Origin of the sequence: Streptomyces sp. DG1A-41 (genome assembly GCF_037055355.1) — a bacterium.
In the GTDB taxonomy this organism is placed as follows: domain Bacteria; phylum Actinomycetota; class Actinomycetes; order Streptomycetales; family Streptomycetaceae; genus Streptomyces.
Genome location: NZ_CP146350.1, coordinates 3979254 through 4005103, shown reverse-complemented (window position 1 = coordinate 4005103; position 25850 = coordinate 3979254). Strand labels below are relative to the sequence as shown.

Below are 25850 nucleotides of genomic sequence, written 5' to 3'. Positions count from 1 at the left end.
TCTGCGGTACATGTCTGGCTCGCATCACTCTAATTCCGTAACGACAAGACGTGCCGAAGGGCGTCAACAGGGCGTGACGATGTTTCAATTGCGGCTGCCGACCGCATAGCTGAACGTTGGCGCGGTGATGTGGCCGAGCCATGCCATGGGAACCGAGACCCACCATCCGAACCGGAGTGACGGCGCATGGATCATTGTTCGAAATACCTGGTTACCGGCGGGGCTGGCTTCATCGGCTCCCATCTCGTCGACGCGCTGCTGGCCGAGGGGCACCGCGTGGTGGTCCTCGACGACCTCTCCACCGGGCAACCGGGAAACATCGCCCGGGCGGAGGCGAATCCGCTTTTCAGCTTCGTGCGCGGCTCCGTTCTGGACGCGCCGCTCGTCGACAGGCTGGTGCAGGAGTGCGATTCTGTCATTCATTTGGCTGCCGCCGTAGGGGTCAAACTCATTGTCGAACAGCCGTTGACATCCTTCATCACGAACACGAAGGGCACTGAAACGGTCATCGAGTCCGCGTACCGCCATGAACGCAGGATCCTGATCGCGAGCACCTCGGAAATCTACGGAAAGAATTCCTCCGGACGGCTCACCGAGACCTCCGACCGCATCCTGGGCAGCCCTTCCGTGGCCCGTTGGTCGTACAGCACAGCCAAGGCAGTGGACGAGATCATGGCCTGTCTCTACCACCGTGAGCGAGGGCTGCGGTCGACCGTGGTCCGGTTCTTCAACACCGTGGGGCCCCGCCAGAGTCCGGCGTACGGAATGGTCATCCCGCGCTTCGCCCGGCAGGCGGTCCGAGGGGAGCCCCTCACGATCCATGCGAGCGGCCGTCAAAGACGCTGCTTCCTGCATGTCGCCGACGCCGTCGCGGCTCTGCTGCTCCTGCTGGAACGCCCGGGCACGGAAGGAGAGATCTTCAACATCGGCGCGGACGACGAGATCAGCATCCGGGAGCTCGCCGACCTGATCATCACTCAGGCCAAGAGCCCTTCCCCGGTGGAGCATCTGTCGTACGACGAAGCGTACGGACCAGGTTTCGAGGACATGGAACGCCGAGTCCCGGACACCACGAAGCTCCGCGTCCTGACCGGCTGGCGGCCTCGGCGCACGCTCTCCGACATCCTCTCGGACGCGATCGCGGATGCCCGTGCCGAATGGCACGGCAACCTGCCGGCGCCCGTACCGGCGGCCTTGGAGCACTCGGGACAGCGTGTCCCGGCGGCCGGCACACTCGTTTCCGAGACCGCCCTGGCAGCACCATGGCCGGCGTGAGTTCGGCGCTCTGGACGGCGGGAGCAGGCGCTGCGGCGCTGCTGCTCGCACTCGTGCTCACGGAGCCCTTGCGGCGCTTCGCCGTGCTCCGTGGGATCACCGACCGGCCCACCGCCCGCAAGGCGCACACCCGGCCGACGCCCTATCTGGGGGGTGTCGCGGTCGCGGTCGCCACCCTAGCCGCGGGTATGGCCGCCGCGCTCGCCCGCGGTGTCCTCGACCCGGCTCTCGCGGTGCTGCTCGGTTGCGGGACGATCGTGTGCGCCCTCGGGCTCGTCGACGATCTGCGCCAGCTCGGCCCGCGCATCCGGTTGTGCGTCGAGACGTCGGCTGCCGCGACGGTAGTCCTGGTGGGGGGGCATCCGACGCTCTTCGGCGGCGCGTTCGACGCGGTGCTCGCCGTCCTGTGGATCGTCTTCATGACGAACGCGTTCAACCTGCTGGACAACATGGACGGCGTGGCTTCCTCGCTGTGTGCTGTCATCGGCGGACTGGTCTGCCTCACCGTCGCGTCCGGCGGCCCTGGCGTAGTGATGGCGGCCCTGGCCGGAGCCTGTCTCGGCTTCCTCTTCCACAACCGGCACCCGGCACGCATCTTCCTCGGAGACGCGGGTTCTCTCTTTCTCGGCTTCACGTTGTCCTCCGGGGTGATGGTGCTCCACCGGGGTGCCGACGGCCTGTCCGTTCCCGTCGTACTTCTGCTGGTCACTCTGATCCCGACGGTGGACACCGTACTGGTGATGACGTCCCGCTACCGGGAGTCGAGGCCGCTGCTGCAGGGCGGCACGGATCACATGACCCACCGGCTGCGACGGATGGGGATGACGGTCCAGCAGGTTGTGCGTGCCCTCTGCCTCGTCGCGGCCCTGGGCTGCCTGGCCGGGGCGCTCGTGACGCACGGGGCGGTCGCTCCAGGGGGCGCGCTCGTCGGCGCCGTCCTGGTGGGCGCCGTGGCGGTGCGGCTGCTGCTCAGGGTCCCCTCCACTGCAGGCTTTCCCCAGCACACCGAGGCCCGGGCCAGTGCTCCGGGACGCACGGCGCGTCCGGTCGGGACACTGAGGCGCGGCGGAACGCCCGGGCGTCGCGTCCAGTCGGCAGACGTACCGCACAGTCGGGAAGTCGGCAAGACCAGCGCGATGTTCCCCGCGGCCAGCGGTCCGCCGGCACCGAACCCGAGCCGGGACTGACGGGCGATCACACAAGTTCGCTCGGCCTGGGAGGGCGGCGTGGTGAAGACGACACGGATCTGCGAAGTGATCAAGACCCTGGACGTGGGCGGTGCCGAGGTTCTCCTCGTGAACCGCCTGCGCCAGGCACCGCGGACCGGCCGCGACTACACCGTGGTCTTCCTGCGGGCGGCGACGGAGGAACTGGTGAACGCACTCCGGGACTGCGGAGTGACGGTCGTCGACCTTCGGTCCTCTCCAAGGTGGCGGCGCTACCTCAGGATGGTGGCAGTGGTGCGGCGGCTGGCTCCCGATGTGGTCAATGTGCACTCACCGTTGCTCGCGGCGGTCCTGCGCCCGGCCCTGCATCTGAGGCGCTCGCGGCCGGCGCTGGTCTCGACGGTGCACTGTGTGTCGTGTCACCCGCTGACCAGACTGGTCAACCGGACGACCCGCCGTCTGGACGACCTGACAGTGGCCGTCTCACCGCAGGTGGCGGCTTCCAGGACCGTGCGGGGCGCCCGTGCTGTCCGCACCCGCATTCACGGCGTGGACGTCGCCCTCCAGCGCGGCTGGGCCCGGCAGGCGGACCAGGTGCGGGCCGAGTTCGGAATCCCCCGCGACGCCTTCGTCCTGGCATTCGTCGCGAACTTCCGCCCGGTGAAGAACCACCCGATGATGCTCGATGCGGCCGAAGTGGTGCTGAGCCGGCGTCCTGACGCGCTGTTCGTCCTCGCCGGGGACGGGCCACTGCGAGAACAGGTGCTCGCGGACATCGACCGACGGGGGCTGGGCGACCGGGTGCGCTACCTGGGTCGGGTGCGGCAGGCCGGCTGGTGGCGGCGGCCGACGCCCTGGTGCTGTCGTCGCACCACGAAGCGATGCCCGTGGTGGTCATGGAGGCCATCGCGTCCGGCGTGCCCGTGGTGGCCCCGGCGATCGGAGGCATCCCCGACCTGGTCCGCGACGGTGACAACGGCGTCCTCGTCCAGCCCGGGTCCCCGCAACGGCTGGCCGAGGCCGTCCTGCGCGCCATGCGTCCCGAGGTGCACGCGGCGCTCTCCGCCGGAGCGCTGGCCGACACCTCTTCGGTGGACGTGGCCACCACCGCCGAATGGTTCGACGACGTCTACGCGGCCTTGGCGGACGGGGCTCGCAGGCGGCGGGCAGCAGCAGCCTGAAGAGCGGCGCAGGTCGGCTGACCCCTTCAGGTTTCGTCCCTGACCCGCTGGTGTGCCGCCCTCAGTCGCCGCACGCCGGGTAGGACCCCACATGCGCCCGCAGCGGTGTGACCAGCGGCTGGCGCCAGAGTACGGGTTCGCGGTCGCTGATCGGCTCGACCAGGTCGAGCGTGAGGATCCGGGCGCCTTGCGCGGGCAGTTCCACATCCAGCGTGTAGACCGGGTGCCGTCGCTCCACGCCACTTCCCACGTTGGTGGGCCGACCGTCGAGGGACGCGCCGGTGAGGTGTGCGCCGACGCTGGCGTAGTAGGAGACCAGCAGCCGATTGTCGCCCGGCCGGGTCTTGTACGGCGGCTTGTCGCCCCGCTGGGTGACGTACGCGGGAAGTCCTGACGTCGGAGCCGCGTTCCTGAGCGTGATCCGTGCGGTGACGAGCCGGCCACGAGACGTGCAGCGGCCCGGGGTCCAGCTCAGCTCCCGCTCGAGGTAGTAGTCGAGCTTCCCGCCGGCGGCGTTGTTGATGACGAGTCCGGCGAAGGGACCGGGATCGTCGGGAAACGTGCCGCCCCAGGGCCGGGTGGCCAGAAGACGCTGCTCGTCCTCCCGGGCACTCCACATCTTCAGCCGTCCCTCGGCCGCCTCGCCATAAGCGGCCCTGACCAGTCCGGCGAGCCGCCGCGGGTCCTGGAGGGCGTTCACCAGGCTGCCGGTCGCCGTGCGCGCCACATCCAGGAGGAACGCCTTGCGCTGCGCGTCGTCGGGGTAGCGCGCGTAGCCGGTGCGTTCCGCAAGATCCAGCACATTGCCGGCGGTGAGCTGCGTGCCGTCGGCCAGTCGTCCCGGACCTGTCACGCTGAGCAGTCGGGACAGAACGGTGGGGTCCAGGCCTACGACCCCGTCCACCTGCCGACCGCTGCGCTGGTGCCAGGTTGCCGCCCAGATACGGGCGGCGTGGGGGAAGTGTGGGCTGAGGTTGGAGTTGGCCCAGTACCGGGTGGGCTGGGCCCGGCCGTAGCGAGCGGTGAACTCGGCTCCCAGATCGACCTTGGGGTTCGCGCCCGTTACCGCGTCGTCGTTGCCGAGGGCCTCGAAGTCCAGTTGTCCCCGGTCGGCGGTGAGCACGGCGAAGGCCCCGGGCATGCCGCCGGTGCCACGGACTTCCGCCGTGTTCTGCACGACGACGAAGTACCGCCGAGGGCTGTGCTGTCCCAGCACCGGCGGCAGTACCCGGGCGGCCACTGCGGCATCTGCCGTGGCGGGCACGATCCGGTCGAGCAGCCGGACGAGTTGCGTGTGTGCGTGACCGACCGCCTGGGGCCATGTGCTGCCGGGCATTTGTCGGACCTCCGCGCGCGTCTCTGCGGCGACACTCGCCGCCCGTTCCAGAGCCGGAGCCTGGCTGCCCAAGGCGGGCAGCAGGGCTGCGAAGCCTCCTCCACGGGAGTCACGCGCGACGTGCGAAGCGACGTCCACGACCGGCGGAAGTACATCGTGAGTCAACCGGTCGGCGGCCTTCGTGATGCCGCGAACTGTTTCTGCGGGCCGACCGACGTACGGGGTGTGCGCGAGGAGGTACCAGGCCGGTCCGCTGGTGAGGCGATGCGCCCGGGCGGCGTGTGCCGCCGCGGAACGCATCGCCGCCTCTCGTGCTGCGGCCCCCGCGGCCGGGTCTGCGGTCCCCGCGGCCCCCATGGCCGCAGACCGAAGCGTCTCCAGCGACCGCTGAGCAGCCATGAGCTCCGCCCGGACAAGCAGGCCGGTGGCCATGATCCAAGCCATCCCGGCGAGGCACAGGAGGGCGGCGGCCCACAGGACCTGCCGGGCCCGAGGCCTCGGGAAGCGGCGCGATTCGGCGAGTACGGACCGCCCTGCACTTCCGGGGAGCTTGAGGCGCCGTCGCAAGCGCATGAATGAATCAGTGATCCGTGATTCTTCAGCCATGGGGCTGACGTCACCGTCCTTTTCCAGTGAACTCTTAGCGCTGGCGATCCCCTTCACGGTGCCGCCTCCGTCGGCGGTGCGGTGCGGTGCGGTCAGGTGGGGGCTCGGGCGAATACGGCTGGAGGTGAACAGGACGCCCCTACGACTGCGATCACGAGCGGAACAGCGGAGGCTGCCGTGAGCGTGGAGGCCACGTGAGGACGGTACGTCCATGAACAGCGACGAACAGTGCTTGCTAAGCATGTCCAGGAGATAAGGCACTGTATGGCGTATGCCGATCGCCGGATCGCCGCCGGTTTTCTGGACCACCGGAATCACCGCATAACCCAGGGGGCCCGCTGTCCCGACACGAGGGGCGACGCTGCCAACGTGCACATTCCGATTGGTTATTCTGTGCCGATGTTCTCGCCAGCGGTTCGCCGGGCGGCTTCGGCGCGATGGTGTTGAGATCTCCGATGCCCAGGGCACCAACCGCTGCTGTGGACGAAAGGCTTTGAAGTCCCGCCGGCGGTCCCTCTGGAGTGTGTATGCCCCCGTTCCGCGTACTCGTGGTGTGCACCGGCAACGTCTATCGCTCTCCGCTTGCCGAGTGCCTGCTCAGGCATCGGCTGTTCGAGCATCGGCGTATGCTCCATCTGAGCAGCGCGGGAACCGGTGCCGTTGAGGGCACGCCCATGGCGGCTGCTGTTGCCTCCTTCCTCCTCGGCCGTGGCGTGCAGCCCTGCGGGACGGGTTCCCGCCGCCTGACCAAGGAGATGGTGGAGAACGCGGACCTGGTGCTGGGCGCTGCCACGGAGCATCGTGAGGCCGCTGTGCGGCTGTCCCCTGTGCGCGCGTTGTCCCGTGCATTCACCGCCCGGGAATTCGCTCAGCTGGTGCGACCAGAGGACGCCGCAGGTGTGGTGGATACCGCCGCACGGTTTCCGGCCCTCGTCAAGGGCGCGGCCGCTCGCCGCGGTGTCATGCCGGCGCACACCGGTGAGATCGACGTGATGGACCCTCTTGGCGCTCCTGCAGAACATGTACATCAGTGCCTGGCCCAGATCGACGAGGTGGTGGGACAGATCGCCTCTGCCATGCGGACCGGATAGCGGTCCAGGCGAGCATGCGCCGAGTCCTGCCTGGTGGCCGCTGCCGGTGACCTCGTCAGAGGAGGATGCGGTGGCGGGGGAGGGGAAGGCCGGCTGTGCCATACATCTGGCGCTTGATCAGCTCGTCCTGGTGATCGACGCCTTCGGCACCGCCGTTGTGATCAGGGCGAGTGAGGGCTGCGGTGACCGCGTCCAGTTCCTGCTACAGGCCGCGGGCGAGGAGTGCAGGTGAGGCAGGCCGGCAACCCGGGTGCTGTCCTGCCAGTCGGCAAGGCGCAGATCGTTGCCGTCGCGGGGGCCGAGGGGTATGGCCAAGAAGCGAGCCGGCTCAAGCGGGACGCCCATCTCAGAGCAGCCGGCAGCCAGTATCGGATGGATCATGATGCACGCCGCCTCGCCCGCGGCTACGAGATGCTGCCCGCCAGCTCCGAAGCCTGATTCACATCGCCTTCTTCGACAACTTCGCCAAGCTCATCACGGACGAGACCACACCCACCTGGTGAGGAACCTACTAGGAAATAAGCGGGACAATCCGCCTACATCAAACGCCCTCTCACGGTTAGGGTGCTGGAGGTCTTCGACCGGGACGCGGCCGGCCTGACCGCGCTGTCGGCCCGGCCGTTCCCCTCCCCGCAGGTCCGCGAGGGGATGACGGCCCTCCTCGCACGACGGGATTCCGGCATGGGTGGTGTAAGGACATGGGCGGTGTGAGCACGGTCGACCGGCCGGAGCGAGTCCCCAAGCAGGACCGCAGCCGGGCCACCCGGCAGCGGCTCCTGGAAGCGGCCGTGGCCTGCCTCGCCGAACACGGCTGGGCCGGTTCCACGGTCTCCGTCGTCGCCGAACGCGCCGGCGTCTCCCGCGGCGCCGCCCAGCACCACTTCCCGACCCGGGAGGACCTCTTCACGGCGGCCGTCGAGTACGTCGCCGAGGAACGCTCCACGGCCCTGCGCGCCCTGTTCCCCGAGGGCGCGGCCGGAGACCGCCACGCGGTCGTCGCCGCCCTGGTCGACCTCTACACGGGACCGCTGTTCCGCGCTGCCCTCCACCTCTGGGTGGCAGCCTCCGACGAGGACCAGCTCCGCCCCCGCGTCACCGAACTCGAATCCCGCGTGGGCCGCGAGACCCACCGCATAGCCGTCGACCTCCTGGCCGCCGACGAATCCGTCCCCGGTGTCCGCGAAACCGTCCAGGGCCTGCTCGACATGGCCCGCGGCCTGGGCCTGGCCAACCTCCTCACGGACGACACGGCGCGCCGGAAACGCGTGGTCGACCAGTGGGCGGGACTGCTGGAGGAGACGCTGGGCAGCAGCCGTTAGGGACTGAGCCGCTCCACGTGCCAGCTGCCGTCGGCCCGCTCCACGTACCGCAACCGGTCGTGCAGCCGGTTCTCGCGGCCCTGCCAGAACTCCACCGTCTGCGGGGCCACCCGGAAGCCGCCCCAGTTCGGCGGTACGGGTACCTGCTCGCCCTCGGGATAGCGGGCGGCCAGTTCGGCGTACGCCCCGTCGATGTCGGCGCGGGTGGCGATCACCGAGGACTGCGCGCTGGCCCACGCGCCGAGCTGGGAGCCGTGCGGGCGGGTCCGGAAGTACGCGGCCGTCTCGTCCCGCCCGGTGCGCCGCGCGACCCCGGTCACGATGACCTGCCGGGCCATCGGATGCCAGGGGAACAGCAGGGAGACGTACGGGTTCTCCGCCAGGTCACGTGCCTTGCGGGAGTCGTAGTTCGTGTAGAAGACGAAGCCCTGCTCGTCGAAGTGCTTCAGCAGCACCGTGCGGGAGCTGGGCCGCCCCTCGGCGTCGGCCGTCGAGACGATCATGGCGTTCGGCTCGAACAGCCCGCCGTCCGTCGCGGCCTGTTTGAACCAGCGCGCGAACTGCTCGACGGGGGTGGCGGCCAGCTCGTTCTCGGAGAGGCCCTCGGCTCGGTACTGCTTGCGCATCGAGGCCAGGTCGAAGGGGACGGCGTCGCGGTCGGTCACCCGGTCATCTTGCCGTATGGACGGTGTCCTTCGTCACTGAGTGGCACTGAGTGCCGTGAACCCTCCCCAACGGTGGCACTCGGGGATATCGTTTCCGTGCCGTTCCGGTTGGGTGACCGCCAGCCGCACGGGGCATCACAGGGGGAGACCGGCCAGGACCGCGAGTCGCCGCACACGACCGTGGATCCTCTGGACGGCCGCCCGCTTCGCAAGCTGACTGACACATGGTTCGTTCGTCCCACCCCACAGCACACCATCTGTCACTTACATCACGAGGAGCCGCCTGATGTCCGACTTCGTACCCGGGCTCGAGGGAGTCGTCGCGTTCGAGACGGAGATCGCCGAGCCGGACAAGGAGGGCGGCGCCCTGCGTTATCGGGGCGTCGACATCGAGGACCTGGTCGGGCACGTCTCCTTCGGCAACGTCTGGGGCCTGCTCGTCGACGGCGCCTTCAACCCCGGCCTGCCGCCCGCCGAGCCATTCCCCATCCCCGTCCACTCCGGCGACATCCGCGTCGACGTCCAGTCGGCCCTGGCCATGCTCGCGCCCGTCTGGGGCCTGAAACCCCTCCTGGACATCGACGCCGAACAGGCCCGCGAGGACCTGGCCCGGGCGGCCGTCATGGCCCTGTCCTACGTCGCCCAGTCGGCCCGCGGCCAGGGCCTGCCGATGGTTCCGCAGCGCGAGATCGACAAGGCCCACTCCGTCGTCGAGCGCTTCATGATCCGCTGGCGCGGCGAGCCGGACCCCAGGCACGTGGCGGCGGTGGACGCGTACTGGACGAGCGCCGCGGAACACGGCATGAACGCGTCCACGTTCACGGCGAGGGTCATCGCGTCGACCGGTGCGGACGTCGCGGCCGCGCTCTCCGGCGCGGTGGGCGCGATGTCGGGCCCCCTCCACGGAGGCGCCCCCTCCCGCGTCCTCCACATGATCGAGGAGATCGAGCGCACGGGCGACGCCGAGGCCTACGTCAAGCAGACCCTCGACAAGGGCGAGCGCCTCATGGGCTTCGGCCACCGCGTCTACCGCGCCGAGGACCCGAGGGCGAGGGTCCTGCGCCGCACGGCCCGCGATCTGGGAGCCCCCCGCTTCGAGGTCGCCGAGGCCCTGGAGAAGGCGGCCCTGGCGGAACTCCACGCCCGCCGCCCCGACCGGGTCCTGGCCACCAACGTCGAGTTCTGGGCAGCCATCGTCCTGGACTTCGCCGAGGTCCCGGCCCACATGTTCACGTCCATGTTCACCTGCGCCCGCACGGCCGGCTGGTCCGCCCACATCCTCGAACAGAAGCGCACGGGCCGCCTGGTCCGCCCCTCGGCCCGCTACACGGGCCCCGGCTCCCGCGACCCCCGCGAGATCGAGGGCTACGAGGACATCGTCCACTGATCGGGCTCCCACACGGCCTCACCCGGCTCCGGGTGAGGCCGTCGGCACGTCTCACCCCGTGAGCCGATCCAGCTCCTCACCGATCGCCTCCCGCAACGGGGCGTGCCGCGCCCCGAGCGCATACCGCTCCTCGCTCCACATCTCCCGCGGATAGAGCCACACGGGCAGTCGTACGAGATCCTCGGGCTCCCACTCGTACCGCGGCCACACATGCGCATGCAGGAACCCGTCGGCGTTCCCGAGAATCTCCAGATTGACCCGCCGGAACCCCGACTCCACTCGCCGACAGGCCCGCTCGACGGCTTCACCCAGCCGTTCCATGTCCCCCAAAAACGCCAGCCGCCTGCTCCGCGGCAGCTCCGACAGCCGCTCCACCACGGGATCATCGGTCAGCAACACCGAGTAGCCGGGCAGGAACTGCGCATCGCCGATCACCGCGAACCCGGCGTCCAGTCTCCGCATCACGGCCGGATTGTCGCCCCGCAGAGCGCTGCCGATCCGATCGTCGCGCCACTCATCCACCGCCATCGCCCCCCGAAACGCAGACGACCCGCGAGCCTGGTCCTCCGGAGGAGGGCCGGCCGGACGTACCGGCGGCTCGCGGGTCGGGTGACTGCTGGAGATTGGGCCGGCTGCACGCTTCGCGCACGTGCTGGTCCGGCACCGCACTGTGTGTGGTGTCGGGCCGCTAGCCCGCAGCCACCTCACGCGTCCGGTTCTCATACATCTGCCGAACCACCTCCTCTCTCGTGTACGTGAAACCCTAGGAAACGGTCCGCCTCGGATCAACCGTTTTTCGGGCACGACCGGGTTCGACCACTCGGACACGAGGACTTCGAACCGTGCTGGCGCGTGCTGCGGAAGTGCTTCGGTGAGGTGCGGCCGCCCGCGACGACGTTGGTGTGCGGCCTCGCGGATCCCCGGACGGAGATCGAGATCGAGGTGTACGCGCGGCGCGGGAGTGGTACTGGGGCCTTGTCGTTGATCGACTGAGTGCGTGGGCAGGCCGTCCTCCGGGCGTTGACGTGGGGATCGCCGCCGTACAACGATTCCTGCAATGTTGTGGGAACTCGGTGTGTGCTGGGTCACGCTCCAGTTGAATGATTGCAAGTAGCGAACCGACGTGCCGTACGGCGGACGCAGCCTGCAGGGGGTCCAGGTGAGTGCTTCCCGGCGTAGTGGGACCACCGACGAGCTGGGGCCCGACGAGCCCGAGCGGGATGGTTCGGATGGTTCGGATCTGCTTGCCGCGCTGCTGGACGGCATGGACGCGGCGCTGTGTGCCTTCGACGCCGACGGGGTCGTGACGCACTGGAACCGCGAGGCCGAGCGGATCCTGGGGTGGAGCGCGGACGAGGCCGTGGGGCGGCGGGGCCTGGCCGGGTGGGCCGTGCGCAGCGCGGACGCCGAGGAGGTCGAGGGGCGGCTGCTGTCCGCGATGCACGCGCCGGGGCGCCAGGTGCACGAGTTCGCGTTGCTGACGAAGGACGGCGGGCGGGTGCTCGTACGGACGCAGTCGGCGGCGGTGCGGGGCCCGGACGGAAAGCCCGCCGGTGTGTACTGCGCCTTCAGCGAGGTGCACGCGCAGATCGATCTGGAGCGGTCGATCGCGTTGAGCGAGGCGCTGTTCGAGGACGCCAGCTGGGGTGTCGTGCTCGTGGACGTCGACCTGCGGCCCGCGGTGGTGAACGCGCACGCGGCCCGGGCGCTGGGCACGGGGCGTACGTCCGTGCTCGGCCGGCCGCTCGGGGAGCTGCTCGCGCAGGGCGTGGAGGAGCTGGAGAGCGCGCTCCAGCATGTGCTGGCGGAGGGTGCGCCGCCCGCGCCCGCCGAGGTGTGGGTGACGGTGCGTACGCCGGAGGGGGAGCGGCGGCGGTGCTGGCGCAGCGGTTTCCTGCGGTTGGCCTCGCCGCTCGCGGAGGAGCCGGTTCCGCTGGGTGTGGGCTGGCTGTTCCAGGACGTGACGGAGGCCAAGCGGGCCGAGCATGAGGCGTCGCTGCTGCGGTTCCGTACGCAGCAGCTGCACCGGGCGTCGCGGGCCGCCGCCGAGTGCGAGGATCCGGCGGAGGCCGCGACGATCCATCTGGACTTCGCCCTGGCCGGTTTCGCCGACCACGCCCTGATCGACCGGGTGGCCGGGGGTGCGCTCACCGACGCGGAGACCGAGGGGCCGGTTCGGCTGGTGCGGGTCGCGGCGACGCCCTCCGGGGCGCCGGGGCCGAGCAAGCTCGCCGACCGCGCGGGGCTGCCCGTGCGGTACGCCGAGGGGCATCCGGCCTTGCAGTGCGTGGAGCGGGTCGGCGCGCTGCGGGCGAGCGCGGGCGCGGTCTCGTCCGAGCAGGCCCGGGAGTGGGCCCTGGCCCGCCAGTGGCAGCCGGACGCCGTGCACGCCCTGTGCGCGGTGCTGCGCAGCAGGGGGCGGACGCTGGGGGTCGTGACGTTCCTGCGGGGCGGTGGGCGCGGGGCCTTCGAGCGGTCCGACGCGGTGTACGCGGAGGACGTGGCGGTACGGATCGCCGCGGCGCTGGATCTCGCGGGGTTGTCGGACGAGGAGTGAGCGACTGTCAGTGCCGGTAGAAGATCCGGTCCCGGTACCGCTCCATCACCCGCCCGTTCCAGTCGTGGCCTCCGTCGACGTTCCCGGAGCGCAGGAGCGGGGGTTCGACGCCTCGGTCGGCGAGCGTGGCGGCCGTCGTCGCCATGACGGCCTGGAGGAGGGCGGAGGTGACGACCGTGGAGGCGGGGGCGAAGGGGGCGGGCACGTCGTCGTGGGTGAGTTCCGCGTCGCCGACCGCGATCTTCGAGTCGAGGACGAGGTCGCAGTGGTCCTTGAGGTACGTCCCCGAGGCGTGCCGGGACTTCGTCCCGGAGGCGTACGCCACCGAGGTCACGCCGATGACCTTGACGCCCAGGGCGCGCGCGTTCATGGCCATCTCCACGGGGAGGGCGTTGCGCCCCGAGAGGGAGATGATCAGCAGGGCGTCGCCCTCGCGGAGCGGGGAGCAGTCCAGGACGGCGCTCGCGAGGCCGTCGACGCGTTCCAGGGCGGAGCCGAGCGGTGCGGGCATGACGTCGACGCCTACGACGCCCGGCACGGCGAGCAGGTTCATGAGGGCGAGACCGCCTGCGCGGTAGACGAGGTCCTGCGCGGCGAGGGAGGAGTGCCCCGCGCCGAAGGCGAAGAGGCGGCCGCCGTTCTCGACGGTGTCGGCGAGGAGCGTCCCGGCCGCCGCGATGCTGTCGGCTTCCTCGTCGCGGACCCGCCGCAGCAGGCCGATCGCGGCGTCGAGGAACTGACCGGCGGGCGCGCGGTCGCTCATACGGGGTCCCTTCAGGCTGGCCTCGCGGGCGAGTGTCGCGCATCACGGTGCGGTCTGGACCAGTGCGGTGTCAATACGGCCGTGAGAAGCTCCGTAGGGCAGGGAGCACGCTCCGGCGGAGCCGTGTGAGTGCTCCGTACGGCTGTGAAAAGCTCGTCGTACCCCTCCGCGGGACCGGATAACCCCCGCTTTTCCTCCCGCGGCACGGTTGTCGGTGGTATCCGGCAGAATTGGGTGCAGGGCCAGCGCACACGCCGGTGAGCCGTCCAGCCTCCGGCAGATCTCATTCGAGGGGCACGTATGTCCGGACTGATCGACACCACGGAGATGTATCTCCGCACCATCCTCGAGCTGGAGGAAGAGGGTGTGGTCCCCATGCGCGCCCGTATCGCCGAGCGGCTGGACCAGAGCGGGCCGACGGTCAGCCAGACCGTGGCGCGGATGGAGCGCGACGGCCTGGTGTCCGTCGCCAGCGACCGGCACCTGGAGCTCACCGACGAGGGCCGTCGTCTCGCCACGCGCGTGATGCGCAAGCACCGGCTCGCCGAGTGTCTGCTCGTCGACGTGATCGGTCTGGAGTGGGAGCAGGTTCACGCCGAGGCGTGCCGCTGGGAGCACGTCATGAGCGAGGCCGTGGAGCGCCGCGTCCTGGAGCTGCTGCGGCACCCGACGGAGTCGCCGTACGGCAACCCGATCCCGGGTCTGGAGGAGCTCGGCGAGAAGGACGGCGCCGACCCGTTCCTGGACGAGGGCATGGTGTCGCTGGCCAGTCTCGACCCGGGCGCCGAGGGCAAGACGGTCGTGGTGCGCCGGATCGGCGAGCCGATCCAGACGGACGCGCAGCTGATGTACACGCTGCGGCGGGCGGGCGTGCAGCCCGGCTCGGTGGTGAGTGTGACGGAGTCGGCGGGCGGTGTGCTGGTCGGCAGCGGTGGCGAGGCGGCCGAGCTGGAGTCGGACGTCGCGTCCCACGTGTTCGTCGCCAAGCCCTGAGCCCAGCCGGGGGCCTGGTCCCGGGGTGGTCGCCAACTTCCGTTGCGTGTGGGGCGGTTGTGGTATTGGCGTGATCCCGTCGCATCCAGGATTCAGTCCGTCGAATGGCAGCGCTCGCACGCTTCCCGTGCGACGCTGTCGCGTGAGGCATATGACCTGAGGGCTCTTGGCCGCGGCCCGGCAGCGATGTCGCCCGGCCGGGGAGGGGGGCGGAAGGATGTGCCGTGGAGATGTGGAGGGCCCCGGCGCCGTGTGGCGCCGGGGCCTGTCCTCCCCTGTGCTGACCCGGAGCCCCGAGCTCTCAGGGTCATTCCCCTCGGACCGGTTTCCCCGAGCGGTCCGCCTCCCGTTGAAGATCTCCCCCCGGTCGGGGCGATCAACCCTTGAGGGCGGTCACTCGAACGAGGGGTGTTGCCCGCGAGAACGGCATCTTCGAATACTCATTCGATAACCTGCCGGTGACGAACCAACCGGAATGTGCGCTACAGGGATGTGCACGCCGACAGGAACCACAAGGAACGGCAACAAGGCACAGCAGGCAGAACACGGTTCACAGGACCGACCGGCCCGAGACGGCCACGGTCCGCGCGGAGCTTGGGGGGTGCCAGGACATGGCGCGACGCATCGACGTGACCGGGACGGGCGGCGTACGCCTCGCGGCCTGGGAGTTCGGCGACCCGCCCAAGATCGATCCGGCCGGATCCGGTCCGGCGCGGGACGTGCCGGACGGCTCCCCGGGCGTGCTGTTATTGCACGGCCTCATGGGCCGCGCCTCGCACTGGGCGTCCACCGCCCGCTGGCTCTCCGGCCGGTACCGGGCGGTCGCCCTCGACCAGCGCGGCCACGGCCGCAGCGACAAGCCCTCGCAGGGCTCCTTCACCCGTGACGCCTACGTCGACGACGCCGAGGCCGCTCTCGAGCAGCTCGGCCTCGCCCCGGTCGTCCTCATCGGCCACGCCATGGGCGCGCTGACCGCCTGGCAGCTCGCCGCCAAGCGCCCCGATCTGGTCCGTGGCCTGATCATCTGCGACATGCGGGCCTCCGCGCTGGGTGCCGCCTCGCAGCGCGAGTGGGACCAGTGGTTCAAGTCCTGGCCGCTGCCGTTCGCCACGCTCGCCGACGTCCGCAAGTGGTTCGGCGAGGACGACCCCTGGGTGGAGCGGCCCAACCCGGCCCGAGGCGAGTTCTACGCCGAGGTGATGGCCGAGTCCCCGGACGGCTGGCGTCCGGTCTTCGATCCGGAGCAGATGCTCCGCTCCCGCGAGACGTGGGTGTACGACGCGCACTGGGAGGAGCTGGCCCAGGTCCGGTGCCCCGCCCTGGTGGTGCGCGGTCTCGACGGCGAGCTCGGCCGGGCCGAGGCCCAGGAGATGGTCCGCGTCCTGCCGCGCGGCCAGTACGCGGAGGTGGCCGACGCCGGCCACCTGGTCCACTACGACCAGCCGGAGGCCTGGCGCGCGGCGATCGAACCGTTCCTGGACGCCCTCGCAAGCGACTGACGCCTGGCGGTCACCCCTTGCTGACCGCCGTCAGGATCTCCGGCAGACGCCGAGCCGTCTGCGGAGCGGCGAGCCGCAGTCCCACGGCCGTGAGCGCCGCCGCGTACGCCGTGCCCACCGGCAGCAGCAGCCACGTCCAGTCCTCGCCCTCGGCGCTCACGTTCAGCCAGATCGTGAGCGCGATGACGGGCGCGCACAGCACGGCGGCGGCGATCATCCCGCCGAAGATGGAGATCCAGGCGAGCCCGGTCTGCCCGGGGGCGACGTTCTTGTAGCCCTCCTGCGGGATGGAGTAGGGGAAGCGGGCGGACGTCCACGCCCCGGTCGCGAGCATCGCGCCGAGCAGCGCGAAGGACAGCCCCAGTGCCTCGGGCAGCCGCTTCCAGTCGCCGAGCATGGCGGTCGTCACGACGGTGACGAGCGTGGCGTACGGCAGGGTGATCAGCAGCAGGGCCAGCGCGCGGGCGCGCAGCTCGACGTAGGCGTCACGGGTCGACGAGATCGTCATCGCGACCATCCAGAACGCCGAGGTGTCCTGCCCGAACTGGTTGTACATCTGGATGCCGAGCATCCCGGCGGCGAAGCAGGCGAAGTACACGGACCCGGTGCCCTGCCAGGCGTTGAACACCGGCACGATCAGCCCGATGGCCAGCGAGGTCACCCAGGCCGCCTTGGTCTTGGGGTCGCGCCACACGTACCGCAGGCTGCGCTCCATGACCGTGCCCGTACGGCCGGAGGGCAGCAGCCGCCCGAGCCCGGTCGACGTCCGCTCGCGGGCGGCCGACTCGGCGGCCGGCAGGGTCGATCCGTCGGGCGAGGTCATCAGCCGGGTCAGATGCCGGGACCACACCGCGAGCAGCGCGGCCAGCGCGCCCGCGGTCAGCGCCAGTTGCGCGGCGGCGAGACCGTACGACCCCTCGCCCACCGCGTGCACGGCGCTGATGGCCGACGCGGGCGGCACCCACTGGAGCACGTCCGCCGCCGGGTCGAGCTCGCCCAGCCCGGACGCCCCGAGCCGCTGCGCGCCGAAGTTGACGATCTGCGCGCCGATCGCGATGACGAGCCCGCTCAGCACGGCGAGGTCGCGCCCCTTGCGGCTGGTCAGCAGCCGTACGTTGGCGGCGGCGACGGCCCGCGCGAGCGCCACGCACACCAGCAGCGCCAGGACGACCGCGACGACGCCCACCGCGAACGCCGCCCCGCCCCGGGCCACCGCCACCACGGAGCCGATCAGCAGGCACAGCGTGAACAGCGGCCCGATGCCCACCAGGGAGGCGGTGAGCAGGGCCCGCACCAGCGGCCGGGGTCGCAGCGGCAGCATCACCAGCCGGGTCGGGTCGAGGGTTTCGTCACCGCTGGGGAAGAACAGCGGCATCACCGCCCAGCCGAGCCCCAGCACCGCCGCCACCAGCACGACCAGCGACTCGACGTGCGCATGGCCGCGCAGCGCGATCAGGCCGATCAGTTGCAGCGCGGCGAACAGCAGGGCGAAGACGGCCGACGCGATGTAGGCGGCCTTCCGCCCACCGGACTGCCGCAGCCCGTTGCGCAGCAGCGACAGCTTCAGCCGTACGAAGACCGGGGTGATCGTGGAGTCGCTCACCGGGACCCGCCGCCCAGCCAGTCGAGATCGGACCCGGCGTCCCGGCTCTGCGCCCCGACGAGCTCCAGGAACGCCCGCTGCAACGAGGGCGCGTCGCCCCGCACCTCGGCCAGCGTCCCGTGCGCGCGGATCCGCCCGGCGGCCATGACGGCCACCCAGTCGCACAGCGACTCGACGAGCTCCATGACGTGGGAAGAGAACACGACCGTGGCGCCCGAGGCGGTGTACCGCTCCAGTACGCCCCGGATGGTCTGGGCGGAGACGGGATCGACGCCCTCGAACGGCTCGTCCAGGAACAGCACTTCGGGATTGTGGAGGAGAGCCGCGGCGAGGCCGATCTTCTTGCGCATGCCGGTCGAGTAGTCGACGACGAGCTTGTGCTGGGCGCCCGCCAAATCGAGGACGTCGAGGAGCTGCGTGGCCCGCTTGTCGACCTCGGCACCGGGCAGCCCGCGCAACCTCCCGGTGTACGCCAGCAGTTCCCGCCCCGACAGCCGCTCGAACAACCGCAGACCCTCCGGCAGCACCCCGATCCGCGCCTTCACCTCGACGGGGTCCCGCCACACGTCGTGCCCCACCACCTCGACGGTCCCATGATCGGGCCTGAGCAGCCCCGTCACCATCGACAACGTGGTGGTCTTCCCGGCCCCGTTCGGCCCGACAAGCCCGATGAACTTGCCCGCGGGCAACTCCAGATCGACCCCGGCAACAGCGACCTGCTGCCCGAACCGCTTCCAGAGCCCCTGTACACGCACAGCGCTGGAACCCACCGCATCTCCCTCCGTCACCTAGAACCCTACGGTGGAGAAGCGGGCCTGAAAGGGGCGCGGGGCTCTGTCTGATACGCGGCTCCGCCGCGTGGGCGCGATCAGCCGACAACAACCCGCAGCCGCCACGAAACGGCAACCAGGCAGACGAACAGGCGCTTACCGATCCCGGCCGCACGCATAGGCCAACGGCGAGATCAACTCCTCCGCGTCCGGCAGCCACCGATTCGCAGGCGTAGGCCGGCAGGCCCACTGCACGGCACCCCGAGACCCGAACCGCGTGGGCGGCGCGGCCACATACGCGCCCTCGCCCAGCACGGTCAGATCCAGCGAGGACAACGACCACCCCAGCTTCCGCACCAGGTCAGGCACCTTCACCGACGCCCCCGGCAGCACGAAGAACTCCATCCGCCGATCCGGCGTGAGCGTCACCGGTCCCAGCGTCAGCTCCATCCGCTCCATCCGCGCCAGCGCGAGGAACCCGGCGGTCTCCGGCACGGAAATCGCGTCGAACGTACGCCCCGTCGGCAGCAGGATCGACGCCGTCGGCTGCTTCTGCCACATCCGCCGCGCGACGGTCGCGCTGCCCGTCGCCTGCGTCGCCCAGTCCGGACGCGCCGGGTGCGACCCGGGTGCCGGGCACGCGGCGTCACCGCAGGAGCAGCGCTGAGCGCCGTCGACGGCTTCCAGCCAGGTGCCGGGGAACACGTCCCAGTGGCGCTCCTCGGCGTAGCGGACAGCGGTGTCCAGCAGCGATTCCCCGCGCTGCTTCGGGATCTGAGCGGCTTCGGTGCCGACGATCGTCTCTTCCACGATGAACACAACTCTGGTCGTCACCAGGGGTTACGCGCGCCCACGTGCGCGGGGAGGAGCATCGCCCCTGTCGTCGGGGCGCATGGGTGCATGTGCGGGGGCGCGCGGGAGGAACCGTGGCCGGAGCTGGGTAGCCACGAGTGGGGCCGGCAACAGCCGTTACCCCGGCAATCCTCACATGCCTCGCATTTTCGCCTGGTCGGCGGGGCATTGATCTTCACGGCCGGATCCTTTCGCCGGGACGTGAGAGGGCTCGGCCGCGGAAGACACGTCAACTCGGTGCGTGGGCAGGCACCGCAGCCACAGGGGGTACGCCATGGCCGCAAGGCCGCTCGTCGCCCGGCAGCCGAACGAACGGCTCCAGGCGCTCATCCAGGAAGCCGGATGCTCCAACGCCGGCCTCGCCCGCCGGGTCAACATGTGCGGGGCCGAGCACGGCCTCGACCTGCGCTACGACAAGACGTCGGTGGCGCGCTGGCTGCGCGGGCAGCAGCCACGGGGGCGGGCCCCGGCGATCATCGCCGAGGCGCTCGGCCGCAAGCTCGGCCGTACGGTCACGATCGACGAGATCGGCATGGCCAACGGCAAGAACCTCGCCTCGGGCGTCGGTCTCCAGTTCTCGCCGACGGTACTGGGGGCCATCGAGCAGGTCTGCGAGCTGTGGCGCAGTGACGTGGGGCGGCGGGACTTCCTGTCCGGCTCCTCGGTCGCCGCGTCCGCGCTGGTCGAGCCCAGCCGTGACTGGCTGATCTCCGCGCCCGACGGGCAGGTGGCGCGCTCGGCCGGGCCGCGGGTCGGGCAGTCCGACGTGCAGGCGGTGCGGGCCATGACGCAGGCGCTGGTGGATCTCGACCACCAGTACGGCAGCGGTCATGTGCGGCCGGTCGTCGTGCACTACCTCAACAGCGTCGTCTCGGGGCTGCTGGCGGGGTCGTACCGGGAGGCGGTCGGGCGGGACCTGTTCGCCGCGGTGGCCCGGCTGACCGAGCTCGCCGGGTACATGGCCGTGGACACCGGGCAGCCCGGGCTGGCCCAGCGCTACTACATCCAGGCGCTGCGGCTCGCCCAGGCGGCCGGGGACCGGGGTTACGGGGGGTACGTGCTCGCCGCATCCATGAGTCATCTCGCCGCGCAGCTCGGGAACCCGCGGGAGATCGCGCAGTTGGCGCGGGCGGCGCAAGAGGGGACGCGGGGGCGCGTGACACCGCGCGCGGAGTCGATGTTCCACGCGGCCGAGGCGCGCGGGCACGCCCTGTTGGGCGACGTGCGCGCCGCCCAGTCGTCGGCCGGGCGCGCGGTGAGCGCCCTGGAGGCGGCAGATCCGGCCGCCGGGGACGACCCGGCGTGGATCGCGCACTTCGACGAGGCCTATCTCGCCGACGAGCTGGCCCACTGCCACCGGGACCTGGGCCAGGCCGAGGCGGCGGCGCGGTGTGCGCAGGAGTCGCTGGCCGGGCATCCCGAGACGCGGGCGCGCCGCCGGGCCATCGGTTATGTGCTGTTGGCCACGGCGCAGGTGCAGCAGCGCGAGATCGAAGAGGCGTGCAGCACGGGCATGAAGGCCGTCGAACTGCTGGAGGGGCTGCGCTCCAACCGGGGCGCCGAGTATCTGGAGGACTTCCAGCAGAGGCTGGAGCCGTACCGGGACGAGGCGGTGGTCAGGGAGTTCGGGGCGCGGCTGGACCTTCAGGCGGCGGCGTGAACACAGGGCCCGCGGATGCGTGAACGTGTGGAAACGGCCGCTTGACGCGCGGGAGGTGACATGAGCGGCGTGCCGTGACCCGGTTTTGTTACCGCGCTCACAGGGCAGGAAGTCACGTCCTGTGCTGCGTGGCACCGGGCTCCGGGGACCCGGTAGCGTGACCCGACGATTCACAAGGTCCCCCATTAGTAGGAGTCCCGGTGACGCAGAGTGGACAGGGCGAGGAGCCCTCGGCGCGCCCCGCGCGCGAAGGCATCGTGCTGCCCTCCGACGGTGGCGAGCCCCTGCTGCCGGGTATGACGGGCGGGCCCGGTGACGCGCCCTCCGGCCGTCGGCCCGGCCCGCCCCCGGCCTCCGCCCCCGCCGAGGGCCAGACCTGGGGCCAGCCGTGGGGCCCCGACCAGCAGACCCCGCCCGCGCAGCCGGAGCAGAGCTGGCAGTCCCAGCCGCCCCAGCAGTGGTCGGAGCCACAGGCATGGGGCGCCCAGCACCCCACCCCGGGCGCGCCGCCCCCGGAGGGCACCCAGCCCCCGAACCCGTACGCCGGCCCGTACGGCGCGCCCGCGGGCGGAGCCCCGCTGCCTCCGGAAGGCGCGGGCGGGCATGTGCCGCAGCAGCCCGACGCGTACGGGCCTCCCGCCACGGGCGCCCTGCCTCCGGCCTCCGGCGCGTACGGCCCCGCCGACGCGGGCGGCCCACAGCCGCAGGGCCCTGACGCGTACAACTCCCCTGGGGCAGCGGGCCCCCAGGGCACCGGCGGGTACGGCACCGGACCCACTGGGGGGCAGCCGCCTCAGCAGGCCGCGTACGGGCAGGCCCTGCCGGGGGGCAGCCGCCTCAGCAGGCTGACGCCTACGGGACCGGACCTGCGGGCGGTCAGTCGCCTCAGTCGGCGTACGGGACCGGCCCCGCGGGCGGGCAGTCGCCGCAGCAGGCCGGCGTGTACGGCTCTCCCACCGGGGGCGGTCTGCCTCCGGCTTCCGGTCCGTACGGGTCCGCTGCCGCGGGTGGTCCGCAGTCGTCGGCTTCCGGTCCGTACGGGTCCGCTGCTCCGGGTGGTCCGCAGTCGTCGGCTTCCGGTCCGTACGGGTCCGCTGCCGCAGGCGGCCCGCAGGTGCCGGCCTCCGGTGGGCAGGGCCCCGCTGCCGGGCGTGTGCCCCTGCCGCCGGCCGCCGACGAGGGGGCGACCCAGTATCTGCCGCCCGTCGCCGTCGCCCCCGCCGACGAGGGGGCGACGCAGTACATACCCCCGGTGGGCCCGGGTGCGCTGCCGCCCGAGATGCCCGCCGAGCAGGACTCCGAGGCGACGCGGTTCCTGGGGACCGGGCCGTTGCCGCCCGCCTCGAACCCGGACGCCGAGGCGACGCAGTACATCGCGCCGGTGCCCGGCGGGGACCGGCAGCCGCCCGCCGGGTTCGAGAACCTCTTCCGCAGCGAGCCCGGCGCCGAGAGCCCGGCCGCGGCCACCCAGCACCTGCCCCGCTTCGAGCAGCCCCAGCCGCAGTACCACCCCCAGCCCTCCTACGCCCCGCCCGGTGGCGGCCACGCCGGCGGCGGCCGGTCCGGTCGCGGTGGCCGTACCGGCTCGCGCGTGCCGGTCATCGCGGCCGTCGGCATCGGCATCGCCGTGCTCGGCATCGGCGCCGGCGCGCTGCTCGCCGGCGGCGGAGGCGGTGACGACAACGGCGGCGACAACAACAAGACCGTGGCCGCCTCGGCGCCCGCGACGGACGGTTCCGCCTCGCCGTCCGCCGACCCGGCCCGCGCGCAGGCGGTCGAGCTGGACAAGCTGCTCGCCGACAGCGGCGACAGCCGCAGCACCGTGATCAAAGCGGTGGCCGACGTCAAGGGCTGCGACAACCTCGCCCAGGCGGCCAAGGACCTGCGCGACGCGGCCAAGCAGCGCAACGAGCTGGTCACCCGGCTTACCGGCATCACGGTCGACAAGCTGCCCGACCACGCCGCGCTGACCACCGCCCTCACCAAGGCGTGGCAGGCCTCCGCCTCGGCCGACAACCACTACGCGGCCTGGGCCGACCAGACCGCCGGCAAGAAGGGCTGCAAGAAGGGCCAGGCCCGCGTCACCGGCCAGACGCAGGCCGGCAACCGGGCCAGCGGTGTCGCGAGCGCCGAGAAGGCCAAGGCGGCCAACCTGTGGAACGGCATCGCGAAGACGTACGGCCTCACCGAGCGGCAGCCGACGCAGCTGTGAGGCGACCGAGCAGGGCGTGAACCGCTGAGCGGGGCTCAGTAGTTCACGTCGGCGTCCTGAAGCGTCCTCGTCGTGTCGACGAAGCCCTTCCGCGCCGACACCAGCCGTCCCTTCCGCACCACCTGAAGCGTCACGTTGGCATTGACCAGGCGCGGGAAGCCGACGGCGGCGAGCTTGTCCTGGAACCGCCACCGAAGCGTCGGCGTGAGCCCGCCCGTGCTGATCCTGAGGCCGTCGTCGAGGGCCTCCGTGACCGTGTCGGCGGTCACCTCCCCGTCGCCGAGCGACTCGATGACCTTGTGGAGCACGGTGTAGGCGATCCAGGTGGTCTGCACTCCGGCGTCCGCGGGGTCGATGCGGTTGTCGTCGAAGGCCTCCTCCTTGATCACCCGCTTCATCGCGTCCCAGCGGGGATCGCTCGCCACCGGGTACCAGCCGGTGATGTACGAGCCCTCGTACGGCCCCGACGCCCCGCCGGTCGCGTCGATCACCGTCTGGTCGACGCTGCCGAGCACGGTGGCCGTCCGTACGTCGGGATAGTTGTCGCGGGCCCGCCGGAAGGAGTCCATGAAGGTGCCGTTGCGGTCCCCGAGCGCGGGCACCACACACCCCTCGTTCCCCGGGTCCGTGGTCGTCGTCCGCAGCGCCAGATCGGCCTGGCCGTCGTACTCGGTGGCGTCCTCCGCCGCCCGCTGGTCCCTCGCGGGCCTGTGCCCGCTCGCCTTGAGGCCGGAGTCGAGCAGCGGGGGCAGCTGGTCGCCCGCGATGGTGTCGGGCCGGATCAGCGCGACCGGCCCGCAGGCGTCGGCGAGCGCGCTGCCGAGACCGGCGAGCAGCGCGGGCTGGCCGCCGTTGACGGGGTAGGACAGGGGACTGGTGAACTCGGCGTTGGTGATGCCGTAGCCGCCTATGTACGGGATGCCCGCGCCCTCCAGGGAGGGGAAGAAGGAGTCGGCGTACTGGCTGTAGGATCCTACGACCGCGACGACGTTCTCCTTGGCGGCCCGCCGGGCGCACTTGGCGGCGGCCACGCTGTCGTTGTGGTCGTTGCAGGTGAGCACGTTGAGCTTGCGGCCGTTGATCCCGCCCTTGGCGTTGACCCAGCGGGCGTAGGCGCGGGCGAAGGCCGGCATGCCGGGTTTGTTGGTGGCCTTGGTGCCCTGCGGCGCCCAGGTCATGACGGTGATCGGGTCGTCCCCGGTACCCCCCGTGGTGCCGGGGACGACCCCGCAGCCGGCGAGGAGAGCCGCGCACGCGACCGCCGTGCCCGCGGACAGGACGCCGTATCTGGCGTGACGGGTGAGGAGGCCGGGGAGGAATGTGCTGGGCTTGCGTCGCCTGCCGGTCATGGTTCCGCACGATTCCGCCACATGGCTAACCCGTGAGTGATCTCTGGTCAACAATTGGTGACGCGCAGGTGAATTGCAGGGGTCTGTGTGACCGATGTGGAGGGGAACGTACGATCGATGACCGTGCAAGCTTCGGAGAACTCTTCCCGTCGTGGCCGTCGCTCATCCACCATGGGCGGCATGCCTGTCAATGACATGCCGTGGTGGCGCTGGCGCAGCAACGTGCGCTCGGCGCTGCACATGCTCTCCGATCCCGGGTTCCAGCGGGACGTCTGGCTGGCCGGCGTGGACGGCTACGGCGACGTGACCGACGCGGTGTACCGGCTGGTCGAGGACACCTGGCTGGACCACTGGTCCGCCGAGAAGTACGTCGGCACGATCTTCCGCGACTCGCAGGAGGCGGCCCTCGTCGACACGGCCGTGTTGCGGGTGCTGCGGATCATGCACCAGGTCGGGCCGGACGCGCCGGTCGCCACGTACCTCGAGCACCAGGCGTGGCCGGAGGCGGTCCGGGCGGCCCGGGACGCGCATGTGCGGCTCGCCACGAGCGACGGCGAGGAGCCGGACACGCCGCCGCGCAGCCTGGAGGTCCTGCGGATCATGACCAGGTCCGCCTAGCGGGACGATTGCCGGCCGTGTCGGTCCTTGTGGGAACCTGTCCTGCATGAATGAGCAGTCCACCCGCGCCGAGGCCCCTGCCGACCAGTACGTCCTCACCCTTTCCTGCCCGGACAGGAAGGGCATCGTGCACGCCGTGTCGAGCTATCTGTTCATGACCGGCTGCAACATCGAGGACAGTCAGCAGTTCGGCGACCACGACACGGGACTGTTCTTCATGCGGGTCCACTTCTCGGCGGACGCGCCGGTGACCCTGGACAAGCTGCGGGCCAGCTTCGCGGCGATCGGTGACTCCTTCCAGATGGACTGGCGGATCAACCGGGCCGACGAGAAGATGCGCATCCTGCTGATGGTCAGCAAGTTCGGGCACTGCCTGAACGACCTGCTGTTCCGGGCACGGATAGGGGCGTTGCCGGTGGAGATCGCGGGTGTGGTGTCCAACCACACGGACTTTGCCGAGCTGGTGGACTCGTACAACATCCCCTTCCACCACATTCCGGTGACGAAGGACACGAAGTCCGAGGCTGAGGCGCGGTTGCTCGACATCGTGCGTGAGGAGGGTGTCGAACTGGTCGTCCTCGCCCGGTACATGCAGGTGCTGTCGGACGACCTGTGCAAGGCGCTGGCCGGGCGGATCATCAACATCCACCACTCGTTCCTGCCGAGCTTCAAGGGGGCGAAGCCGTATCACCAGGCTCACGCCCGGGGTGTGAAGCTGATCGGGGCGACCGCTCACTATGTGACGGCTGATCTGGACGAGGGGCCGATCATCGAGCAGGAGGTCGAGCGGGTCGGGCACGACGTGACGCCGGAAGGGCTTGTCGCGATCGGGCGCGATGTGGAGTGCCAGGCGCTGGCCCGGGCCGTGAAGTGGCATGCCGAGCGGAGGATCCTGCTCAACGGGCGGCGGACTGTGATTTTCGCCTGAGCCACCAAGCCCCTGAGCGA

Annotated in this window: 23 protein-coding genes and 3 pseudogenes; 17 read left to right on the top strand and 9 right to left on the bottom strand. The window is 71.1% G+C overall.

The window, feature by feature from the left end; all coding sequences use genetic code 11:
• Positions 1-84 precede the first annotated feature (84 nt).
• A complete protein-coding gene (locus V8690_RS18460; RefSeq protein WP_338785673.1) occupies positions 85-273 on the bottom strand; it encodes a hypothetical protein in 189 nt (62 codons plus the stop codon).
• Between V8690_RS18460 and V8690_RS18455 the strand changes: the two genes are divergently transcribed.
• From V8690_RS18455 to V8690_RS18445, 3 genes are all read left to right on the top strand, one after another.
• Positions 187-1275 (top strand): NAD-dependent epimerase/dehydratase family protein, encoded by a 1089-nt coding sequence (locus tag V8690_RS18455; RefSeq protein WP_338780263.1) that lies wholly within the window; start codon positions 187-189, stop codon positions 1273-1275. The two genes, V8690_RS18460 and V8690_RS18455, sit on opposite strands and share 87 nt — an antisense overlap.
• Positions 1272-2462, top strand: a complete 1191-nt coding sequence (locus tag V8690_RS18450) for an MraY family glycosyltransferase (protein ID WP_338780261.1) — start codon at positions 1272-1274, stop codon at positions 2460-2462. The genes V8690_RS18455 and V8690_RS18450 overlap by 4 nt, the downstream gene beginning before the upstream one ends.
• Positions 2463-3277: 815 nt before the next feature.
• A complete protein-coding gene (locus V8690_RS18445) occupies positions 3278-3622 on the top strand; it encodes a glycosyltransferase (RefSeq protein ID WP_338780259.1) in 345 nt (114 codons plus the stop codon).
• A 61-nt stretch (positions 3623-3683) separates the two neighbouring features.
• On the opposite strand, the gene V8690_RS18440 is transcribed toward V8690_RS18445, so the two are convergent.
• On the bottom strand, positions 3684-4958 hold the full coding sequence (locus V8690_RS18440) for a DUF4012 domain-containing protein (RefSeq protein ID WP_338780257.1): 1275 nt from the start codon (positions 4956-4958) through the stop codon (positions 3684-3686).
• 1133 nt (positions 4959-6091) lie between these two features.
• Between V8690_RS18440 and V8690_RS18435 the strand changes: the two genes are divergently transcribed.
• The 5 genes and pseudogenes from V8690_RS18435 (at position 6092) to V8690_RS18415 (ending at position 7974) form a co-directional block, all read left to right on the top strand.
• A complete protein-coding gene (locus V8690_RS18435; RefSeq protein ID WP_338780256.1) occupies positions 6092-6655 on the top strand; it encodes a low molecular weight phosphatase family protein in 564 nt (187 codons plus the stop codon).
• Positions 6656-6701: 46 nt separating this feature from the next.
• Positions 6702-6887 carry a hypothetical protein gene (locus V8690_RS18430; RefSeq protein ID WP_338780255.1) on the top strand — a complete coding sequence of 62 codons (186 nt, stop codon included), beginning with the start codon at positions 6702-6704 and terminating at the stop codon, positions 6885-6887.
• Between the two features lie 132 nt (positions 6888-7019).
• Positions 7020-7158 (top strand): annotated as a pseudogene (locus V8690_RS18425) (IS5/IS1182 family transposase); the annotation flags it as partial.
• 61 nt (positions 7159-7219) lie between these two features.
• Positions 7220-7366, top strand: a complete 147-nt coding sequence (locus V8690_RS18420; RefSeq protein WP_338780254.1) for a hypothetical protein — start codon at positions 7220-7222, stop codon at positions 7364-7366.
• Complete coding sequence (locus tag V8690_RS18415; RefSeq protein WP_338780253.1) at positions 7354-7974, top strand: TetR/AcrR family transcriptional regulator; 621 nt, start codon at positions 7354-7356, stop codon at positions 7972-7974. Before V8690_RS18420 ends, V8690_RS18415 begins: the two co-directional genes overlap by 13 nt.
• On the opposite strand, the gene pdxH is transcribed toward V8690_RS18415, so the two are convergent.
• Positions 7971-8639, bottom strand: a complete 669-nt coding sequence (pdxH, locus tag V8690_RS18410; RefSeq protein ID WP_338780252.1) for a pyridoxamine 5'-phosphate oxidase — start codon at positions 8637-8639, stop codon at positions 7971-7973. The two genes, V8690_RS18415 and pdxH, sit on opposite strands and share 4 nt — an antisense overlap.
• A 286-nt stretch (positions 8640-8925) precedes the next feature.
• Here pdxH and V8690_RS18405 point away from each other — a divergent pair, with 286 nt between their 5' ends.
• Complete coding sequence (locus V8690_RS18405; RefSeq protein ID WP_338780250.1) at positions 8926-10026, top strand: citrate synthase 2; 1101 nt, start codon at positions 8926-8928, stop codon at positions 10024-10026.
• Between the two features lie 51 nt (positions 10027-10077).
• Here V8690_RS18405 and V8690_RS18400 read toward each other — a convergent pair whose 3' ends face one another.
• Entirely contained in the window at positions 10078-10554 is a 477-nt protein-coding gene (locus tag V8690_RS18400) for a diadenosine tetraphosphate hydrolase (RefSeq protein ID WP_338780248.1), read from the bottom strand.
• Positions 10555-10854: 300 nt separating this feature from the next.
• On the opposite strand from V8690_RS18400, the pseudogene V8690_RS18395 reads away from it, so the two are divergent.
• Both V8690_RS18395 and V8690_RS18390 read left to right on the top strand, forming a co-directional pair.
• A pseudogene (locus V8690_RS18395) lies at positions 10855-11019 on the top strand (RidA family protein); the annotation flags it as partial.
• A gap of 166 nt (positions 11020-11185) precedes the next feature.
• Positions 11186-12583 carry a PAS domain-containing protein gene (locus V8690_RS18390; RefSeq protein ID WP_338780246.1) on the top strand — a complete coding sequence of 466 codons (1398 nt, stop codon included), beginning with the start codon at positions 11186-11188 and terminating at the stop codon, positions 12581-12583.
• A 7-nt stretch (positions 12584-12590) separates the two neighbouring features.
• Here the strand turns inward: V8690_RS18390 and V8690_RS18385 are convergent, their stop codons facing one another.
• The gene (locus V8690_RS18385) at positions 12591-13346 is read right to left on the bottom strand and encodes an SIS domain-containing protein (protein ID WP_338780244.1); all 756 of its coding nucleotides are present in this window, start codon (positions 13344-13346) and stop codon (positions 12591-12593) included.
• A 300-nt stretch (positions 13347-13646) separates the two neighbouring features.
• On the opposite strand from V8690_RS18385, the gene V8690_RS18380 reads away from it, so the two are divergent.
• Both V8690_RS18380 and V8690_RS18375 read left to right on the top strand, forming a co-directional pair.
• Positions 13647-14339, top strand: coding sequence for a metal-dependent transcriptional regulator (locus V8690_RS18380; protein WP_010035781.1), 693 nt, complete (start codon positions 13647-13649; stop codon positions 14337-14339).
• 611 nt (positions 14340-14950) lie between these two features.
• Positions 14951-15838 (top strand): alpha/beta hydrolase, encoded by an 888-nt coding sequence (locus V8690_RS18375; RefSeq protein WP_338780229.1) that lies wholly within the window; start codon positions 14951-14953, stop codon positions 15836-15838.
• Between the two features lie 10 nt (positions 15839-15848).
• Here V8690_RS18375 and V8690_RS18370 read toward each other — a convergent pair whose 3' ends face one another.
• From V8690_RS18370 to V8690_RS18360, 3 genes are all read right to left on the bottom strand, one after another.
• A complete protein-coding gene (locus V8690_RS18370) occupies positions 15849-17441 on the bottom strand; it encodes a transporter (RefSeq protein WP_338780227.1) in 1593 nt (530 codons plus the stop codon).
• Positions 17438-18229 carry an ABC transporter ATP-binding protein gene (locus V8690_RS18365; protein WP_338780226.1) on the bottom strand — a complete coding sequence of 264 codons (792 nt, stop codon included), beginning with the start codon at positions 18227-18229 and terminating at the stop codon, positions 17438-17440. Before V8690_RS18365 ends, V8690_RS18370 begins: the two co-directional genes overlap by 4 nt.
• Before the next feature lie 138 nt (positions 18230-18367).
• Entirely contained in the window at positions 18368-19030 is a 663-nt protein-coding gene (locus tag V8690_RS18360) for a bifunctional DNA primase/polymerase (RefSeq protein ID WP_338785396.1), read from the bottom strand.
• Positions 19031-19337: 307 nt separating this feature from the next.
• Between V8690_RS18360 and V8690_RS18355 the strand changes: the two genes are divergently transcribed.
• On the top strand, positions 19338-20723 hold the full coding sequence (locus V8690_RS18355) for a transcriptional regulator (RefSeq protein ID WP_338780224.1): 1386 nt from the start codon (positions 19338-19340) through the stop codon (positions 20721-20723).
• A 296-nt stretch (positions 20724-21019) separates the two neighbouring features.
• Positions 21020-22935 (top strand): annotated as a pseudogene (locus V8690_RS18350) (hypothetical protein).
• 35 nt (positions 22936-22970) lie between these two features.
• Here V8690_RS18350 and V8690_RS18345 read toward each other — a convergent pair.
• Positions 22971-24284: an ABC transporter substrate-binding protein gene (locus V8690_RS18345; RefSeq protein WP_338780222.1), complete on the bottom strand. Its 1314-nt coding sequence runs from the start codon at positions 24282-24284 to the stop codon at positions 22971-22973.
• A gap of 117 nt (positions 24285-24401) precedes the next feature.
• Between V8690_RS18345 and V8690_RS18340 the strand changes: the two genes are divergently transcribed.
• Both V8690_RS18340 and purU read left to right on the top strand, forming a co-directional pair.
• A complete protein-coding gene (locus V8690_RS18340) occupies positions 24402-24902 on the top strand; it encodes a hypothetical protein (protein WP_338780220.1) in 501 nt (166 codons plus the stop codon).
• A 46-nt stretch (positions 24903-24948) separates the two neighbouring features.
• On the top strand, positions 24949-25830 hold the full coding sequence (gene purU, locus V8690_RS18335; protein ID WP_338780218.1) for a formyltetrahydrofolate deformylase: 882 nt from the start codon (positions 24949-24951) through the stop codon (positions 25828-25830).
• Positions 25831-25850: the final 20 nt, after the last annotated feature.

Bases quoted from the DNA above. Each gene is read 5' to 3' on its own strand.
- V8690_RS18455 (WP_338780263.1), top strand. From the start codon at position 187: ATGGATCATTGTTCGAAATACCTGGTTACCGGCGGGGCTGGCTTCATC.
- V8690_RS18440 (WP_338780257.1), bottom strand. From the start codon at position 4,958: ATGCCCGGCAGCACATGGCCCCAGGCGGTCGGTCACGCACACACGCAA.
- V8690_RS18435 (WP_338780256.1), top strand. From the start codon at position 6,092: ATGCCCCCGTTCCGCGTACTCGTGGTGTGCACCGGCAACGTCTATCGC.
- V8690_RS18415 (WP_338780253.1), top strand. From the start codon at position 7,354: ATGGGCGGTGTGAGCACGGTCGACCGGCCGGAGCGAGTCCCCAAGCAG.
- V8690_RS18405 (WP_338780250.1), top strand. From the start codon at position 8,926: ATGTCCGACTTCGTACCCGGGCTCGAGGGAGTCGTCGCGTTCGAGACG.
- V8690_RS18400 (WP_338780248.1), bottom strand. From the start codon at position 10,554: ATGGCGGTGGATGAGTGGCGCGACGATCGGATCGGCAGCGCTCTGCGG.
- V8690_RS18385 (WP_338780244.1), bottom strand. From the start codon at position 13,346: ATGAGCGACCGCGCGCCCGCCGGTCAGTTCCTCGACGCCGCGATCGGC.
- V8690_RS18380 (WP_010035781.1), top strand. From the start codon at position 13,647: ATGTCCGGACTGATCGACACCACGGAGATGTATCTCCGCACCATCCTC.
- V8690_RS18375 (WP_338780229.1), top strand. From the start codon at position 14,951: ATGGCGCGACGCATCGACGTGACCGGGACGGGCGGCGTACGCCTCGCG.
- V8690_RS18355 (WP_338780224.1), top strand. From the start codon at position 19,338: ATGGCCGCAAGGCCGCTCGTCGCCCGGCAGCCGAACGAACGGCTCCAG.
- V8690_RS18345 (WP_338780222.1), bottom strand. From the start codon at position 24,284: ATGACCGGCAGGCGACGCAAGCCCAGCACATTCCTCCCCGGCCTCCTC.
- V8690_RS18340 (WP_338780220.1), top strand. From the start codon at position 24,402: ATGACCGTGCAAGCTTCGGAGAACTCTTCCCGTCGTGGCCGTCGCTCA.
- purU (WP_338780218.1), top strand. From the start codon at position 24,949: ATGAATGAGCAGTCCACCCGCGCCGAGGCCCCTGCCGACCAGTACGTC.